The sequence below is a fragment of the Nitrospirota bacterium genome (genome assembly GCA_023229435.1).
Taxonomy (GTDB): domain Bacteria; phylum Nitrospirota; class UBA9217; order UBA9217; family UBA9217; genus JALNZF01.
On record JALNZF010000029.1, the window covers coordinates 12,841 to 31,299 of the forward strand.

Sequence of the window (18,459 nt, forward strand, 5' to 3'; positions counted from 1 at the left end):
AGAACAAATATCATTGAGACAATACGAAACCTTTGAGCATGAGGCCGACATCGGCATACGCGGGTTCGGCCAAACCGCGGAGGAGGCATTTGAGAATACCGCTCTTGCGATGTATTCCGTGATGGTGAATGTTAAGGCGATAGAACCCAAAGAGAAGAGAAGCGTTACCATCTCTGCTCCTGACCGCGAACTTCTGCTGGTCGAGTGGTTGAACGCGCTTCTGTCCTTGTCGGACATTGAACATATGGTCTTCTCGAAGTTCAACGTGAAGATAGAGGGCACGTCGCTCTTCGGGACGGCATGGGGCGAGGCGCTTAGTCGTGAACGGCATGATCCGAGTGTCGAGATAAAAGGCGCGACGTATTATATGCTGAAGGTTGCTGAAGAAAAAGGACGATTTGTCGCGCAGTGCGTGGTGGATGTGTGATGTGGAACAGTTCGGAGTGCGGAGTCTGAACCCTGAACCATTCCATTACCATCTTGAGTCCATTCATGGATCCGAATACATTCCATAAGATCAACGACTACCTCTGGGAAATCCCGCAGCAGGGGGAGATGCGCGTGCCCGGCAGGATCTTTGCCAGCGAAAAGCTGCTTCAGGACATGGACGAAAAGGTGCGCGAGCAGGTGACGAACGTGGCAATGCTGCCGGGGATCCAGGTCGCGTCCATGGCAATGCCGGACGCTCATTGGGGATACGGGTTCCCGATCGGCGGCGTTGCGGCATTCGATCCTGATGAAGGGGGCATCATCTCCATGGGCGGAGTTGGTTTCGATATATCCTGCGGTGTTCGGACCATGAAAACAGGCTTGACCAGAGAGGAGATCATGCCGAGGCTCCCGAGACTGGTTGATCAATTTTACAGCCGTGTGCCTGCAGGGGTGGGCTCGGAAGGGCTGATCAAGCTTTCCCCTGCCCAACTCGACGAAATGCTTATTGGCGGAGCAGTGTGGGCTGTTAAAAAGGGTTACGGTGTGAAGGATGATCTTGAATATATTGAGGAGCACGGCAGGGTGGAAGGCGCGGAACCGGACGCTGTTTCAGACACGGCAAAGAAGCGCCAGTATCGTGAAATGGGGACGCTCGGAGCGGGCAATCATTACCTCGAGATCCAAGTCGTGACGGACATTTACAACGAACAGACTGCGTTGGCCATGGGCCTGAGAAAAGACGACATCGTCATTTCCGTGCACTGCGGTTCGCGAGGTCTCGGCCACCAGATCGGGACCGATTACCTGAAGAATCTCGCCTTCACGCTGCAGAAATACAAGATAGCGGTCAAGGACCGTGAACTTGCCTGCGCGCCGATCAACTCTCCCGAGGGACAAAAATACTTCGGCGCGATGAGCGCGGGGATCAACTGTGCGCTGGCGAACCGCCAGATCATCACGCACCTGGTGCGCGAGATATTCACCGAGGTATTTCCCGAAGGGCATATTAAGATGCTCTACGATACCAGCCATAATATCTGCAAGAAGGAGACTCACCTTGTCAACGGGAAGAAGAAAAAGCTTTTTGTGCACCGCAAGGGGGCTACACGCTCCTTTGGCCCCGGACAGATGGACCTTCCGCAGGAGTATCGGCATATCGGTCAGCCTGTTCTGATCGGCGGCACCATGGGAACGTCATCCTATATCCTCGTGGGCACTGAAGAGGGAATGACCCATGCCTTCGGTTCAGCATGCCACGGCGCGGGCCGGGCCATGTCGCGCACGCAGGCCAAAAAACAGTGGCACGGCAGGGAGGTCATTCAATCACTCGAGGATCATGGCGTACTGGTGCGGGGGCATTCCTATTCCGGGATCGCGGAGGAAGCGCCGGAATCGTATAAGGATGTGGCGGAAGTTGTGGATGCGGCGCACCATGCGGGACTTGCCCGCAAAGTGGCGCGGGTCAAACCGCTCGCGTGCGTAAAAGGATAATGGAGACTGAAAGCCGGTCAGCGTGTTCGGTTGAGCGCAATTTTTCAGGCAAAGCATTTTAGCAGGCTGTTGAAAAAGTCTTTTTGTGATTCGACAGGCTCACCACGAACGGATAAATACGAATAAATTCAATACACGCTCCGTTCGCCCTGAGCCCTGAGCTTGCCGAAGGGTCGAAGGGTAAACGGAGCGTTTTTCACCAGCCTGCTAGAACGTAAAGTCAACAGAATGACCGCACACGGTGCCGGTCGTATGCCCGCCTCCGGTGGTGTTGAAATTCGTATCCAGGCTGATCTGGCAGCTTTGGGTTTCAGATTTAAACCCGCCGTGTATGCCAAGATGCTGTTGTGTCGAAGGTGCTCCGTTTAAAAAGGTGAACGTCCCGGTAATGGAAATGTAGGGATCGCCATTGATTATTAATGGAGGTTGGCAGCTCCAGTCTGTTATTGTTATTGGAATTTGCAACTGTATGATACCGGAACCGGTATCAGATATGGATCCGGTGATATTTCCTGATGCTTTCATGTTGCCGCCGGAGGTGCAGGTTAATGTATACGAAATCGACTGATTGATCTGAGTGTTTGCCCTTTGTTGAGATGTCGCGTTTGATAATTCGTTTGCCCTCAATGCCTGGGCGCTCACGGCGCTCGTTGAAATACGAGAAATTGACTTCGAAAACGAAGTGGCCTGGTCAGATGTCATGTCGGTGGTATTGACGCTGCCCAGGTCGCCGAGCCCGCCGTTACTGCCGCACGCTGATACGATAAGCGTCATTACGATGAGAATTCCAAATCCATACAGCCTGACATATCTGTTCATGATATCATTACCCCCTTTTTTAAGTTCCCAACAAAACAATACGGGTTTTTTAGACTCTGTGCTGCAAACTTCACGATGAACTTATTAATATAGACGCATAAGATAATGTTACCTGTAGGGCAAGGCTTTAGCCTTGCTTTAAGCAACCCTGAAGGGTTGCCCTACAAAAGAGATGACAACAATTATTATTGTGTTTGCTATAGTAAGCCTGTGCATCTGTAGTTTTATTATGCAAAAAATACTTCGCTCAGGAGTCTTGCAGGTCAAGACAGATTTACCCTGATCCAGCCTGCATTTGCTGTTAAATATACATCAACCAAATTAAAATGTCTACAACAAAATTAAAGTTATTCAACTGACCGCTGAGATGACTTCATGGATGGTTTTTCAGAGCGGTTTTTCATCATGTATTGTCGAACAGCTTGCAAATAATGGTAACCGTTAGAAAAAATTATAAACGTCCTGTAATTATAAACGTCCTTGATTTTAATCAGGATTTATTGTACCTTAGCGACAATGGGTTCAGGGACTGGGCTACTTCATCCGACAGGAAGGGAGATGTATGGCCATTTACGGGAATGAAAAAAGGAAGCAGAGAAGAGTAAAACGAGAGTATATGGTCGATGTTAAGATCGGCAATGAAAGCAAGAAGATCTACTCGATTGACCTCTCGGAGGGAGGAATCAAGGTCGGTGGAGCGATGCTGATGCTGAAATCCGGTGATCAGGTCGACCTCTCGTTGGAAAAGGACGGGGGAAAGTTCACTTTTCGCGGCCAGGTCGAGAGAAATGACGGCAACCAGCGGATCAATCGCATCGGCTGTGATGCGAATGTATTCTTCATCAGGATCCTCGACGAGCGTTTCCCCGAGTTCGTCAAGACGATTTTAAGATAACGCCCCGAGACGCGGCTTTGTTGATCAGCAAAGGTCTTGTGGTTCATTTTTTATTTCACGCAATTGTTATTCTTCATCCGTGCTTCCATCGGAGCGCGGCGCCATGAAATGAGCGCGGGTCCCCGCGTCAGGAGTTTATCCGCATCCTGATAGGACAATGCGGCATTGTACCTTCTACGGTTCTATTCAGCGCAAAGACCTCTTCACATTCTTTCGGATTACAGCAGGTGTTGCATACCCGCTTGAAGGCCCGGACCGCCAGAAGCTTGACGTCGGGAGAGAGGAAGCCCTCCCTGACCCGCTCCTCCCGCAAAAGATCGGTGCTCAGGTATTTTTTGTTGTCGTCAGGGAAGATCGTGACCACGACAGTATCCGGACCCAGATCGTTTTGAACCTTCAAAGCGCCCAGAAAGTTCGCGCCCGAGGATATGCCAACGGCGATCCCGATTTCCCCGGCGAGTTTTTGTGCCATCAGGATAGCATCGCCATCGTCCACGCTCATGACCCTGTCGAGAAATTCCAGGTCCACAATAGGCGGGATAAACTCGTCAGAGATGCCTTGAATGCGGTGCTTGCCCACTTTATAACCCGTGGAGAGTGTCGGAGAGTTGGATGGCTCCAGGGGATGGAGCTTGACCGCGGGTCTCTTCTCCTTGAGAAAACGACCGACCCCCATGATCGTACCGCCGGTCCCCACTCCGGCGACAAAGCCGTCGGGGAAGAGGGAATGGAACCGTAACTGCCACCATATCTCCGATCCGGTCGTATGATAGTGGGCATCGCTGTTGTCCTGGTTCGAGAACTGCCTGGGCAGGAAGACGTCTTTTTCAGTTTTGGACAATTCCTCGGCCCGGCGGATACTGCCCTGAAACCCGCCTTCTTCTCTGCTGATGAGGACGATCTTCGCACCCAGGCTGCGGATGAGATTAATCCGTTCGGCGCTCATCCAGTCCGGCATGAAGATCGTCACGGGATGCCCGAGCGCGCGGCCGATCGCGGAGAAGGAAATTCCCGTGTTGCCGCTGGTCGCCTCGGCAATAAGGTCCCCCGGTTTGAGAATACCCGTTGCATAGCCTTTCGCCATGATGTGCAATGCCATCCGGTCCTTGATGCTTCCGGTCATGTTCAGGTTCTCGGCCTTGGCATGGATGGTGCGCTTCCGGCCCTGGAAGGTGAAATCGATGGCCAGAAGCGGAGTGTTGCCGATAAGGGCCGAAAGCTCGCGAATCCGGCGATTGTCATGACTTTCCATTCGTGAATCCCTTTCCTTGTCCTGAATGGCTCAACAATCAGGAGTAATGATATTCAATATATTTGATGAACGCGTAAGAACTCAAAATTTGCCACATAATTCACATAATGCACATAAGTAAGACATTAAAAAACGTTTCTGTGTCTTTTGTGACTTCTGTGGCTAAAAAGACTTTTTACGAATCTGTCATATTTAAATCCCCCTTAAACCCCATTTTTCAAAGGGGGAGACAGCGTTATCCCTTCTTTGGAAAAGGGGTCGGGGATATTGTTAAGGTTATCAATTCTGTTTTCTCGGGTGCTTTTCGCGGTATTTGACCGGGGCTTCTTTCAATCCCTTCGGTCCCCAGATCCCCTTCAGTTCCTGCCGTGCACGCTGTTCCGCCCGCGAGAATGTATCTCGATATTTTACATTCGGTTTTATCGTAAAGAGAACCGCATAGCCGTCCAGGACCATCCGTTCATTGATGAGCTCGTTATTGTTGGTCCAGAGATAGACGAGGGCCCTGCCGTACTTGTCATGTGTCACCTCGTCCGTTTCCACGGTCACCAGCCAGCCGGTATTATTCATGATACCGATAAGATGTTCTTTGGCCTGTCTGCCCCAGGGCCGCTGGTTCATCTCCGGCGCGTCGATGCCGATCAGACGGGTCTTCCGCATCCTCCCGCTTATCACGAGCGTAACCGTGTCTCCGTCGTGCACCTTTACAACGCGGGTCCCGGCCGGTTTTTGGGCGGCGTAAGATTGATCGATGCTGAACGAGCATATGCAAAATGCAATGATAACGAATACGAACGATGAAACTCCTGTTATCGTTCGTCCTGACATGACCGGGCTCCCGCTTGTATGGTTCACGGTCCGGGATGACGGCTTATAGTCCTGAGGATCACCCAGACTGAGGGTGTGCCTGCCTTCTTCAACGCGAAGGATCGCGTTCGTTTTGCCGGACTTCTCGCCGTCGATCAAAACAGGTCTCGATAGGGGGAAATGTACCAGTATGTGTTCCATACCCGTTCTCCTCGCAGGTATTCTGCAGCTCGTGATGACATTATAGTGGTTATTATTTTCAAGTGTCAACCTAATTTAGCGCCTCCATCCGTGCTCCTTTTAAGGTCGGAAGACTGTTCATGAGGTGACCAAGATTATGATTATCAATCAGGCATTTCCCTGCTATAATGTAACTTGATTTATCCAGAAGGGGGACGCGCACATGAAAAGAATACTGATCATAGCCGGGATCGTCCTGATCGCCGGCATTGCTTTGACCCTCTCTCTTCGTTTTGGGAACTCCCGCGATCAGGGAACATTGATGTTATCGGGGAATGTCGAGGTGACCGAGGTCAATATGGGTTTCAAGATCCCCGGCAGGGTCCAGGGCCTGTATACGGACGAGGGCAGGGCCGTGACCAGGGGCGAAAAGCTCGCGACGCTCGACAGCGCCGAATTTGAAAGCATGGTCACCCAAAGCAGGGCCTCGGTGCAAAACGCCGAAGCCCTGTATGAAAAAGCGCGCAAGGACCATGAACGGTTCACGATACTGCATCGTGACGGCGTCATCGCGTCGCAGCAGATGGATGCCGCAAAGTCCGCCTACGATGTGGCGGTATCGCAGCTCCAGCTGTCCCGTGCATCGCTCGCGACCGCTGATGTGAAACTGAATGATTCGGTCATTTACGCGCCCCTCAACGGCGTTGTGCTCAGGAAGAATATTGAGCAGGGAGAAACGGTCGGAACAGGTACGATGGTGTTTACCATTGGTGATCTTGAAAACCCGTGGGTCAAGGTTTACGTGAAGGAAGACAGGCTCGGAATTGTGAAGCTCGGGCAGAAGGCGGAGGTCACGGTTGATTCATTTCCCGGGAAGAGATATGAAGGGGTGGTTACCTATATTTCGTCGGAAGCGGAATTCACTCCGAAGAACGTACAGACCAGGGAGGAACGGGTAAAACTGGTTTTTAGCGTCAAGGTGAGCGTGAAGAACGTGAATGCCGAGCTGAAACCGGGAATGCCTGCGGATGTGAAGATACTTTTGAAATAAGGGTTCAGAGTTAAATGTTCAAAGTTCAGGTTTAAGGAATCAGGAGTGAACAGCGTCAACGTGATCAAAACATCCAACCTTTCCAGGTCGTTTGGCGAAAACATTGCCGTCAACGATCTCAATCTCAACATTCATAAGGGCGAACTGTATGGTCTCGTGGGGCCGGATGGGGCGGGGAAGAGCACAACCATGCGGCTTCTGACCGCGATCATGGATCCCACATCGGGAGACGCATGGGTATCGGGTCATTCGATCCTGACCGAAGGTGAACTGATCAAGGAAAAGATCGGCTACATGTCCCAGCGGTTCGGTTTGTATGAAGACCTGACGGTCATGGAGAACATCCTGTTCTATGCTGATCTCTACGAGGTGCCGAAGAAAGAACGCCCGCCGCGCATCGAGCGTCTGCTCGGATTCAGCAACCTTACACCCTTCAAGGACCGGCTTGCGGGAAAGCTTTCAGGCGGCATGAAGCAGAAGCTCGGCCTTGCCTGCTCGCTCATTCACACGCCTGCAGTGCTCTTTCTCGACGAGCCTACGAACGGGGTGGATCCGGTCTCCCGCAGGGACTTCTGGAAGATCCTGTACGAACTTCTCAAGGAAGAGGTGACGATCCTCGTCTCAACCGCCTATCTTGATGAAGCGGAGCGATGCTCGAGGATCGGACTTATGCACCACGGACGCATCCTGATCGAAGACGGGCCGAAGAACATCAGAAGCTCTCTCCATCAGCCCATGATCGAAGTATGGTCGGACAACGCGCGCTCATCCGTCGCACTCGTGAAAAATCTGGGCGGGGTGACCGGAGTGAGCCTGTATGGCGACCGGCTGCATATATCGGTTGAGAAAAAAGTACCGGCTGCCGAGATCATTGCCAACCTGAAACGATTGAATATCGACGTCAAGGATTATCGAGAGATCCTCCCGTCACTCGAGGATGTTTTTATTTCGATGGTGGAGAGAAGCCGGTCCAGTGCGGAGACTTCGACGAGCTCAGTCGAGTCGTTCGGAATGCGGAGTGAGATCGAAAAAAAACATACCGCGACTGCCGTCAACGTGGAAGGGCTCACACGCACGTTCGGCGACTTTGTGGCCGTTGATCACATTGACCTCGAGGTCGCAAAAGGGGAGATTTTCGGATTTCTGGGCCCGAACGGCGCCGGAAAGTCGACAACGATCCGAATGCTTTGCGGGCTGCTGCTGCCGTCCGGAGGGAACGGGACCGTCGGCGGTCACGATATTATCACGCAGTCCGAGGAGATCAAACAGAACATCGGTTATATGTCACAGAAATTCTCGCTTTACGAAGATCTGACCGTTGAAGAGAACATCAATTTCTTCAGCGGCATCTACAGCGTTCCGGAATCGAAAAGAGAAATACGCAAAGAATGGGCGCTCGAGATGGCTGGTCTCACCGAAAAAAGGAATACGATCACCCGGACCTTGCCGGGCGGATACAAACAGCGGCTCGCTCTCGGATGCGCGATCCTGCATGAGCCGCCGATCCTCTTCCTTGACGAGCCCACCTCGGGCGTTGACCCGATCTCGCGCCGAAATTTCTGGAACATGATCCACCGGATGGCCAAGGCCGGGACCACCATCTTTGTCACAACCCACTATATGGACGAGGCCGATTACTGCGACCGACTGGCGCTCATCTATCGCGGCAAAATAATCGCGGAAGGGACCCCGAACGAGCTGCGGAGGAACTACATGATCCGGGACGTTCTTGAAATCGAGACGGAATCCATTGTCGAGGCCATGGAATTTCTTGAACAACAGGGGATCGAGACCGCAGTCTTCGGAAGTCTGCTCCATGCAACGGTGGAGGACTCAAAGACGGCAGTCCCGCTGATCTATAAAATATTAGGCGGGCAGAACATCACGGTGCGACGGGTCGATAAGATCGTGCCTTCGCTGGAAGACGTGTTCGTGACGCTGATCGAGACATCGTGAGTCAAGAGTTGGGAGTTCGGAGTTCGGAGTCAGGAGACAGGAGAAAACCATGAGGGTCATTCTGAATTCTGACTACCGGCTTCTGACTTAACGGGGTTCGCTATGAAACTTCTTCGCGTCAAAGCGATTGCAAAAAAAGAGATCCTCCAGATCCGGCGGGATCCTCTGAGCCTGGCCATGGCATTTCTCATGCCAATATTGCTTTTGTTCATCTTCGGGTACGCCATCACCCTTGACGTCAACAATCTCACGACGATCGTGTATGATGCCGACCGGAGCAGCATGAGCAGGGAACTCACGGCCGAACTGACGGCGTCGGGTTACTTCTCGATCGTCCGTACTGCTGAAGTCCAGCGCGAGATCGAGGACTATCTGGATACGGGAAAGGCGCGGGTCGCGGTCTCGATACCCGTTGATTTTTCCAAAACGATCTCTTCAGGCGGCACCGCACAAATCCAGGTGATCGTGGACGGGAGTGATTCCAATACCGCGACGATCTCCCTGGGGTATCTTTCAGCGCTCATGGATGTCTACGGTCAGCGAGTGACCGGCGGGCGGACCAGGCCTCTTATTGAACCCCAGGTCCGGGTCTGGTACAATCCGGAATTGAAATCGAGGAACTTCATCATCCCCGGCCTGATAGCGGTCATCATGATGGTGATAGCCGCTCTCCTCACCTCCCTTACGTTTGCGCGGGAATGGGAGCGAGGGACCATGGAACAGCTGATCGCGACCCCGGTGAAACCGCCGGAGGTGGTCCTCGGAAAGCTGGCGCCGTATTTCCTCATCGGGTTCATCGATATGGTCATTTCCGTAGTGATGGCCGTTTTCCTTTTCGAGGTCCCCCTGAAAGGCAATATTATCATACTCGCCGTGGTCTCGAGCGTTTTTCTATTTGGCGCTCTCGGGCTCGGTATCGTCATTTCCATCGTTGCGAAATCCCAGCTCGTCGCAAGCCAGATCGCGATGGTGGCGACCTTTCTTCCGGCGTTCCTCCTGTCGGGCTTCATGTTCGCCATCTCCAACATGCCGATGCCGCTTCAACTGTTATCCCGCCTGATCCCGGCACGCTACTTCGTGACGGTGCTGAAGGGGATCTTTCTGAAAGGGAACCCGGTGAGGATCCTCGTGGTAGACGCGATATTTCTCCTGTTCTTTGGCGTGATCGTCTTCATGGCAGCGAACAGAAAATTCAGGAAGAAGATGGTGTAAGTACAGTTCGGAGACTTCGACGAGCTCAGCCGAGTCGTTCGGAGTGGGGATCATTCGACTGTCGCTCATGATGGTGAGCATGAGTCGAACCAGTTCGGAGTGCAAAGTTAAAGCATCAGGGTGCGGGGTACAGGGGTCAGGGGGCAGAACGAAAAAAAATGAAAAAAAGTTTCGAGCGCATAAAACAGATGGTGATCAAAGAGTTCATCCAGGTCCTGCGGGACAAGCGGATGAAGGCGATCATCTTTGTGGTGCCGGTCCTCCAGACGCTGGTATTCGGGTTTGCCGTGACGACCGATGTGAACAATATCCCGACCGCCGTCATCGACCTGGATAATTCATATGAAAGCAGGGAACTCGTAAGACGGTTTGCGTCCTCGGGCTATTTCACCGTTCTGGCCACGCCGTCAAGTCCCGGCGCGGTCCGGGAATTGCTGGACCGGTCATCGGTGTCCATAGCCCTTCAGATCAATCGTGGATTTTCCGCCGATCTGAAGAGGAAAATCCCCGCTTCCATCCAGGTGCTCGCCGACGGCACGGATTCCAACACCACCATGGTTGCCGTGGATTATGCAGGCAGGATCATCAAAAAATATGCTCAGGACAGTGCGGACCCTGACGCACACTCGCCGGCCCGGATCGACGTGCGGCAGAGAGCGTGGTACAATCCCGAGCTGAAGAGCAAGAACTACAACGTGCCGGGCGTCATCGCAATCGTGATCATGCTGACTTCGCTCCTGCTGACGTCCATGGCCGTGGTGCGCGAGCGGGAGATGGGGACCATGGAACAGCTCATGGTTACCCCGCTCAAGCCGGTGGAAATGATAATGGGGAAGACCATCCCGTTTGCCCTGATCGCTTTTTTTGACATGATCTTTATAACGGTCCTCGGAGTGGTGATCTTCAATATTCCCATCAATGGCCCCTTATGGCTTCTTCCCCTGTCAACCGCTATTTATCTTTTGTCCGTGCTCGGCATCGGTCTTTTCGTCTCAACCGTAGCGAAAACGCAGCAGCAGGCGCTCATGGCCACCTTCCTGTTCTTTATGCCCGCGATCCTTTTGTCGGGATTCATGTTCCCCATCGAGAACATGCCGGTCATCTTCCAATACCTTACGTTTGCCAACCCCCTCCGGTATTTCCTCGTCATTATCCGCGGGATATTCCTGAAGGGGAACGGATTCAGCATCCTCTGGCCGCAGATGCTTTCACTGTTCATGCTCGGCGCCGCCGTCTTCACCCTGAGTTCGCTTCGGTTCAGAAAAAGGCTTGGTTAAAAAAAACCGCCCGGACCCGGATTTCAGCCCAAAAATATGATATATTTCAAAAAACCGGGTATCCGGTTCGGCATTCAGGAGAGTGATCAAGAACATGGATAAGGGCCAACTGAAAATACGCACCATCATCATAATCTTTGCTTTATTGGCTTTTCTGACGGCATCAATAGGCGGATACCTCTTCTATTCCTCGCTTAAGGAAAGTTCCGTCCTGGAGCACTATAAAAACGCCGATACGGCGGTAGCGGAGATCGCGAACCGGATAAGCCTTTACCTGTCTGACTACAAAAAGATCACTCATTCACTGTCAGGCATCAAGGACCTGCGGAAGGCACTTGAAACGGTCCGTCCAGACGCGCTTCGGGATGCAAATACGGTCCTCGATCATTTTCAAAAGGCCCTCGCCGTTGATGTTTGTTACCTGATCGACCGTTCCGGAACGACCATCGCTTCCTCCAACCGCGATACGACCGAGAGCTTTGTTGGGAAAAATTACGCATTCCGCCCCTATTTTAAACAGGCGATGGCAGGCGATCCCTCGGTGTATATGGCTTTGGGAGTTACTTCGGGAAAGCGGGGAGTATATTTCAGCCATCCGATGTATACGAAAGGACAAACGGTCCCCGCGGGTATCGTGGTGGTCAAAGCATCCATTGATGCGGTTGAAAAAGAGATAGGCGGAAAGCATGACGGGGCGGTCGTGATGGTAGATCCTCATGGAGTGATATTCGCTTCAAGCCATGCGGACTGGCTTTATCACATGCTCTGGAAAACGTCCCAACAGTCGCTGTCCGATATCGCTGCTTCACAGCAGTTCGGAAAGGCGTCTCCGGCATGGACCGGTATGGAAAGATCAGATGAGCAAAACGCCTTTGATACCGCGGGGAACCGGTACCGAATCCATCGCGCCCCGATCATGAGTTCTCCCGGCTGGGAGATCATCTATTTACACGATCTCGAACTGGTCAGCCTGCAAATATCCGGGTTGAAATCCAGGAATATCGGCTTTATCATCATGTTGGGGAGCGCCATTATCGGGCTCATCAGCATTATCCTGTACAAACAAGCGAGCAATGAGATCAAGAAACGCCAGCTGATCGAGAAAGAGTTCCAGAGCACCAACCACCGGCTCCAGGCGCTGATCAATGCATCACCCCTGGCGATAACGATCATGGATTCTGATGGATCGTGTATCTTGTGGAATCCGGCCTCAGAACAGGTCTTTGGCTGGACAGAAAAAGAGGTGCTCGGCGGACCACTCCCCTTCATTCCCGATGACAAACAGAAGGAGTTCCGGGAGTACCGCAGAAAAATATTCGAAGGTCGGACGTTCAAATCAATAGAAACGCAGCGCTTGAGGAGGGATGAGGTCGTGATCGATGTCGCTCTTTCAACGGCGCCGATCTATGATGCCGACGGCAATATCACGGCTTCCATGGACATCTTCGAGGAGATTACGGAACGGAAAAAAGCGGAGGAGAATGAACGCTTGCTCGCGTCCATCATTCAAAATCTCCCCGACGCGGTATGCGCGATTGACAAGCTGGGCAACACCATCGTCTGGAACCGCGGGGCCGAGCAGATGCTGGGATACAGGGCTGAAGAAATCATCGGCAAGCCCATAACAGACGCCATCCCGCAGGACATCGCCCAGCAGGAATTGGGGCACTGCATGAACATCTTGAATCAGCAGGAGTTCTTTTCAGGATATGAATCAATTCGGCTCACCAAAGACGGGAGAAAGATACCGGTGGAACTGACCGCAGTGGCGATCAGGGACAAGGAGCACAAAATAACGAACTACGCCTCGATCATGGTGGACCTCACCGAAAGAAAGAAAGCGGAGGAGGAGCGCCTGAAGGGCCACATGCTCGAGTCGATCGGCTTCCTTGCGGGAGGCATTGCCCATGATTTTAATAACCTGTTGAACGTGATCATCGGCAACATCGCAGTCACAAAAATGTCGATGCAGCCCGATGATAAGGCCTATGGCAGACTTGATGACGCGGAGAATGTCTGCGGAATCGCCAGTGAGCTCAGCAGGCGCCTGATCACCTTCGCCACCGGCGGAGATCCGTTGAAAAAAATAATATCCCTGTCGGAATTGCTGGTGAATACGATCAGCATCATGCTGAAAGACTCAAAGATCAAAGCGGAGTTTCATTTTCCGGATGACCTGTATCGCGTTGCAATTGATGAGGGACAGATGAAGCAGGTCGTTAATAATCTCATCATCAATGCAAAAGAGGCGATGCCGAACGGCGGAGCGCTCACGGTTCGCGGGGAGAATTTGCGCATTTCAGCGCAAGACAGTTATCCGATTCGAGAAGGAGACTACTTGAAGATATCGATCCGGGATACCGGCGCCGGCATACCTGCTGAAAACCTGGCGAAGATATTCGACCCCTATTATTCAACCAAGGACACGTATAGCCAGAAGGGCCTGGGGCTCGGTCTCGCAGTCTGTTATTCCATCATCAAAAGGCATGACGGACTTATGACCGTTGAGTCTCAAGTCGGAGAAGGGACGACCTTTTCCATATATCTCCCCGCAGTAAAAAATGGTTGACATCGTTCACGATCACGTGCGCTCACTATGCGGAAAGATGCCAGGCATGTCGTCGCCTATTCAGCGGGACGGTCTTTCTGTCCCTGCTTGCGGTAATGTTCCGGGTAGCGCCGTTCATTGCGAGGTACCATTGCGATACCATGGGGGGCGGTGGTCATGACCTCCAATGCAGCGCTCGAAAAGGCGATGTTACGCCGGTACTGAAGATCCTGTCTGAAGATACCCCGCCCCCTGTCTCCACAATTGCAGCTTGTTTCTGATATACTAATACAAACGCATAAAATATTGTTACCTGTAGGGCAAGGCTTTAGCCTTGCTTTAAGCAACCCTGAAGGGTTGCCCTACAAATGATATAACAACAATTATTGCGTTTGCTATAGGTTGCAGCGCTTGCATCCTCCCTTGAAATCCAGATTTCCGCTTTTCAACAGCTCCACGCCGTGAGGTGAGACAATGACACCTACCGTTGCCAAATATCTCAGTACTGTTTGGCCAGAACTATCTGGTTCAAAAGTTGTATTTGCCGCGGCAGTCATCTTGCTCATAGCCAATCTCGGCGCCCTGATCGACCTTATTTTTCATCCCGAAATCCCCTATTTTCACGAAGAGCATCTGATTGTCGGTGGAATTACCGCGTTGCTGACCGCTGTTCTCTTTGTAATACTGACAATGCATCTCAAAACTTCGCGCATCAGCGAGAAAAGGCTGAGGTCCCTGTTCGATGTCTCGCCCGATTTTATCCTTATTCTGGACACGAACGGCGTGATCATCCAGACAAATCAGGCTTCAGTTTCCGGGTCGGGCTACCGCAAACGTGAACTTATCGGCCATGGAATAAACGAATTTCTCACACCATCATCTCAAAAAATATTCGAAAAGCATTTTCCCGTTCTCATGGAGCTCGGTTCATGCAGGGTTGAGATCGAGTCCGTATTGAAGGACGGGAGTGTCCGCGTCATGGATTGCCGGGCTATCGCTTTGCGCGACAGAGAGGGGAAAATCACCTCTCTCATGTCTGTTCAAAGAGACATCACCGAGCGCAAGCAGGCGGAAGCGGAGCGGGAGAAGCTGGTTGTTCAACTTCAGGAGGCCCTTGAGAAGGTCAAGACCTTGAGAGGGTTTATCCCCATTTGTGCTTCCTGCAAGAAGGTGCGTGATGACAAGGGATACTGGACCCAGGTGGAGGCCTATGTCAGTGAGCATTCGCTGGCGGAATTCAGCCACAGCATCTGCCCCGAGTGCATGAAGAAGCTGTATCCGGAGTATCCCATGAAAGAAGATCATACATGATTGCTTTTCGAGAAGAGAGAACCATTCTTGCCCGGGAGGAAGCGGGAGGGATATGAGATCATTCAGGGACATCAAACACGATTACCGGTTCATGGAAGAAGACGAGCAGCGACTCGCGCAGATGCGGCCGCTTATGGAGGAACACGGAGAGGAGATCATGAGCACGCTCGGCCTCTGGATCATGGGGACCAGGGGCGCGGCCCAATTCTTTACCGAAAAATCAAGGCAGAATCACGTTTTCAGCGCACAGAAGGTCTGGTTCAGTGAACTTTTTTCAGGAACGTACGACAACCGGTTCTACGAGAAACTTATTCGCATCGGATTGACGCACGTCAAACATAACGTCGACGCCCACTACATGAACCGCGCAGTGAATCTCGTGAAGAACGCCTGTATAGGCATTATCCAGAAGAACGAGGAGAACAAGGTCGAGGCGACCAACAAAATTATTTCCGTGGGCAAGATCCTCGACATCAGCCTGGACGTGATTACAACGGCCTATATCGAGGAAGAGTTGCGGATCTATTCTCCGGCGTACAAGGTAAAGAGTTCTCTCATCGCTTTCGCGGAGCGCTTCTCTCAATCCATGAACCTCATCCTTGTTCTCGCGCTTATCGGCCTGACGCTCGGCGTGGTCGGATTATTTGTCATTGACGTGGGACATCTTATCGCGGGCGATCTCGAGCGGGGCATCATCTCCGCCCTTGGGTCCATGCTCATCCTTTGGCTGCTGATCGAGCTCATGAACACCGAGATATCCCACCTTAAGGGAGGGAAATTCCATATCAGCGTGTTCATCGGCGTGGCACTTGTAACGATGATCCGGGAGACGATGATCGCCACACTCAAGCATGACCGTCCCGAATCGATCTACTATCTGATCGCGGCTATTCTGGTCATCGGTCTGGTGTACTGGCTCGTAGTAAAAACCGAGAGTAAGGATAAATAAGGTATGACCTGCGTCATACCCTTTGTTATCCTTTGACGATATACTATGATCAACTGATCTCATCTTGCATGAGAGGAGAATTATGGATACCCGAAATGTCTGTTCACCTCCCTCGGAAGACGACCTGAGGGCGGCGCTCAAAGAGATGAAAGCTTATATGGATGTCACCGAGGAGGATCTCAAAAAAATCTATGAGATCGCCCTCCGGCATGCGCGGGAGCGGATCGCCTCACAGGTCCCGGTGAAGGACATTATGACGACGACCGTGGTAAGCGTTAAGAGAAACGCCGACTTGCACGAGGCCGCGCGACTTTTATCGGATAACAGCATCAGCGGCATGCCCGTTGTCGACGACAACAACCGCGTGATCGGCGTCGTCAGCGAGGCGGACGTTCTGACGCTTGCGGGCATGAAGAAGGAACACACGTTCAAGGACATTTTGCGCACTATCCTCGGCGAACCCGTGCCCGCCCGTTCCGGTGGAAATAAGGTCGAGGATGTCATGAGCTTTCCTCCGGTTACCAGCAAGGAAAATGACCGGGTTGTAGAGGTGGCTAAAATCCTTGACGAGCGGAGGATCAAGAGGATGCCGGTCGTTGATAATGAAGGGAAGCTTCTCGGCATTGTTTCCCGCGCGGACATTGTGCGGGCGATAGGGAAGAAGGGTTGAGTGTCAGGAGAGGGTGACGTTATCTGCTATCTAATGCAAACGCATAAAATATTGTTGCCTGTAGGGCAAGGCTTTAGCCTTGCTTTAAGCAACCCTGAAGGGTTGCCCTACAAATGATATAACAACAATAATTATTGCGTTTGCTATAGTATCCTGTACAGTGAACATAATTATGACCATTTCGGAATATCTTATAAAAATGAAAGGCGGGGCAAAGAGCCCTCCGGGGATCGCAGGAATGGAACTCGTCTGGTCCTGGCTCGGCGCAATGATCGGGATCGGGACCTGTGGTTATCTTTCCGCGAAGTATTTCGAACCCCGGGATATGACGCTTCTCATCGGGTCATTTGGCGCTTCGGCAGTTCTGGTCTATGGCGCGATCAAGAGTCCCCTGGCCCAGCCGCGCAATCTCATTGGCGGCCATGTCATATCAGGCCTCGTGGGAGTGGCCTGCTATCAACTTGCCGGAGAGACAATCTGGATCGCGGCGGCCCTGGCGGTTTCTCTTGCCATCGTCGCCATGCTCGCCACGAAGACGCTCCACCCGCCCGGCGGCGCGACTGCGCTGATCGCGGTCATCGGTGGCGCAAAGATCCATAGTCTCGGGTATCTCTACGCCTTCGTCCCTGCCGGAGCAGGAGCCGCTATTCTGCTGATCGTCGCCCTGATCGTGAACAACCTCTCAAAGAACAGAAAATATCCGGAGTACTGGTTGTGAATATTAGAAAAGAATTAACCTTCCTTCTCTTCGACGGGCTCACGTGAAAAATATAACAAACGCAATAATTGTTGTTATATCATTTGTAGGGCAACCCTTCAGGGTTGCTTAAAGCAAGGCTAAAGCCTTGCCCTACAGGTAACAATATTTTGTGCATTTGCATTAGTTGACTGCTCAGCACATACAGTGGACGCCGGCTTCTTGCAATTATCCTGAGGCAGCGCGCATTCCTGACCAAATCCGAGATGGAACAGACCATTTCCCGCCCCCAGTTCCTTATTGCACGCCTGGATGCAGGCCCCGCAGTTAACGCATGAGATGTCCCGCTTGTTCTTTCTCGGGATCACGTTCATGAAACACGCGCGGTCGCAGCCCTTGCAATCCGTGCATGCTGACATTCTCGCCGTGTCCATCCTGAGCCTGAGTGATACCGGGCTGATCCATCCGAAAAGCATCTGCATGAGCCCCGCCGCGCAAACAAACCTGCAGAGGAAGTGGCGCACAAGGATCGAGGTGATCAGCATGTAGCTCGCCACGCCGATGATCCCGGCCTTGACGCCGAACGTGAAATTCCAGGTCACGATCTGGTTCCAAATGGTTTTTGGGGCAACAAGGTAGCCGGTAAGCATTATACCGTTCAGAAGGGGAATCACGATGATGCTCAGGAGCGCAAGGATACCATAGCGGAGCCTGTTGTTAAGCGGAACAATTGGGTCATTCACCGATCTTCCATACAGGCTTCTCCTGCCGAGGATCTTGAGCGTCAGAAAGTCCGCAAACTCGAAGAGCGCGCCCTCGGGACAGAGCCAGCCGCAGAAGAACCGTCCTGTCAGGAATCCGAGGAGCGGGAACAGTGATAGAAAAAGGAGCCAGGGGAGGACGGCTTTAAGA

The 18,459-nt window shown here is 52.3% G+C and carries 16 protein-coding genes; 12 read left to right on the forward strand and 4 right to left on the reverse strand.

Annotated elements, in window-relative coordinates; all coding sequences use genetic code 11:
- Positions 1–13 precede the first annotated feature (13 nt).
- Both M0R70_14420 and M0R70_14425 read left to right on the forward strand, forming a co-directional pair.
- Positions 14–427 carry an archease gene (locus tag M0R70_14420; GenBank protein ID MCK9420563.1) on the forward strand — a complete coding sequence of 138 codons (414 nt, stop codon included), beginning with the start codon at positions 14–16 and terminating at the stop codon, positions 425–427.
- A gap of 65 nt (positions 428–492) precedes the next feature.
- Positions 493–1,923, forward strand: coding sequence for an RtcB family protein (locus tag M0R70_14425; GenBank protein ID MCK9420564.1), 1,431 nt, complete (start codon positions 493–495; stop codon positions 1,921–1,923).
- 207 nt (positions 1,924–2,130) lie between these two features.
- Here M0R70_14425 and M0R70_14430 read toward each other — a convergent pair whose 3' ends face one another.
- The gene (locus tag M0R70_14430; GenBank protein ID MCK9420565.1) at positions 2,131–2,742 is read right to left on the reverse strand and encodes a hypothetical protein; all 612 of its coding nucleotides are present in this window, start codon (positions 2,740–2,742) and stop codon (positions 2,131–2,133) included.
- A 562-nt stretch (positions 2,743–3,304) separates the two neighbouring features.
- Here M0R70_14430 and M0R70_14435 point away from each other — a divergent pair.
- Positions 3,305–3,637 (forward strand): PilZ domain-containing protein, encoded by a 333-nt coding sequence (locus tag M0R70_14435; protein MCK9420566.1) that lies wholly within the window; start codon positions 3,305–3,307, stop codon positions 3,635–3,637.
- A gap of 127 nt (positions 3,638–3,764) precedes the next feature.
- Here the strand turns inward: M0R70_14435 and M0R70_14440 are convergent, their stop codons facing one another.
- On the reverse strand, positions 3,765–4,889 hold the full coding sequence (locus tag M0R70_14440) for a PLP-dependent cysteine synthase family protein (protein MCK9420567.1): 1,125 nt from the start codon (positions 4,887–4,889) through the stop codon (positions 3,765–3,767).
- Between the two features lie 279 nt (positions 4,890–5,168).
- Complete coding sequence (locus M0R70_14445; protein ID MCK9420568.1) at positions 5,169–5,897, reverse strand: thermonuclease family protein; 729 nt, start codon at positions 5,895–5,897, stop codon at positions 5,169–5,171.
- Between the two features lie 202 nt (positions 5,898–6,099).
- Here M0R70_14445 and M0R70_14450 point away from each other — a divergent pair, with 202 nt between their 5' ends.
- The 9 genes from M0R70_14450 to M0R70_14490 all read left to right on the forward strand — a co-directional run bounded on the left by M0R70_14450 (position 6,100) and on the right by M0R70_14490 (position 17,568).
- On the forward strand, positions 6,100–6,927 hold the full coding sequence (locus tag M0R70_14450) for an efflux RND transporter periplasmic adaptor subunit (GenBank protein MCK9420569.1): 828 nt from the start codon (positions 6,100–6,102) through the stop codon (positions 6,925–6,927).
- A gap of 45 nt (positions 6,928–6,972) precedes the next feature.
- Positions 6,973–8,883, forward strand: a complete 1,911-nt coding sequence (locus M0R70_14455; GenBank protein MCK9420570.1) for an ATP-binding cassette domain-containing protein — start codon at positions 6,973–6,975, stop codon at positions 8,881–8,883.
- 102 nt (positions 8,884–8,985) lie between these two features.
- Positions 8,986–10,095, forward strand: a complete 1,110-nt coding sequence (locus M0R70_14460) for an ABC transporter permease (GenBank protein MCK9420571.1) — start codon at positions 8,986–8,988, stop codon at positions 10,093–10,095.
- A 158-nt stretch (positions 10,096–10,253) separates the two neighbouring features.
- Positions 10,254–11,372, forward strand: a complete 1,119-nt coding sequence (locus tag M0R70_14465) for an ABC transporter permease (GenBank protein MCK9420572.1) — start codon at positions 10,254–10,256, stop codon at positions 11,370–11,372.
- Between the two features lie 94 nt (positions 11,373–11,466).
- Entirely contained in the window at positions 11,467–13,941 is a 2,475-nt protein-coding gene (locus M0R70_14470; GenBank protein MCK9420573.1) for a PAS domain S-box protein, read from the forward strand.
- A gap of 453 nt (positions 13,942–14,394) precedes the next feature.
- On the forward strand, positions 14,395–15,231 hold the full coding sequence (locus M0R70_14475) for a PAS domain S-box protein (GenBank protein ID MCK9420574.1): 837 nt from the start codon (positions 14,395–14,397) through the stop codon (positions 15,229–15,231).
- Between the two features lie 52 nt (positions 15,232–15,283).
- Positions 15,284–16,180 (forward strand): protoglobin domain-containing protein, encoded by an 897-nt coding sequence (locus M0R70_14480; protein ID MCK9420575.1) that lies wholly within the window; start codon positions 15,284–15,286, stop codon positions 16,178–16,180.
- Between the two features lie 82 nt (positions 16,181–16,262).
- Positions 16,263–16,850 carry a CBS domain-containing protein gene (locus tag M0R70_14485; GenBank protein MCK9420576.1) on the forward strand — a complete coding sequence of 196 codons (588 nt, stop codon included), beginning with the start codon at positions 16,263–16,265 and terminating at the stop codon, positions 16,848–16,850.
- Positions 16,851–17,022: 172 nt separating this feature from the next.
- Positions 17,023–17,568: an HPP family protein gene (locus tag M0R70_14490; GenBank protein MCK9420577.1), complete on the forward strand. Its 546-nt coding sequence runs from the start codon at positions 17,023–17,025 to the stop codon at positions 17,566–17,568.
- A gap of 119 nt (positions 17,569–17,687) precedes the next feature.
- Here the strand turns inward: M0R70_14490 and M0R70_14495 are convergent.
- A partial coding sequence (locus tag M0R70_14495) for a 4Fe-4S binding protein (GenBank protein MCK9420578.1) occupies positions 17,688–18,459 on the reverse strand: 772 nt, incomplete at its 5' end.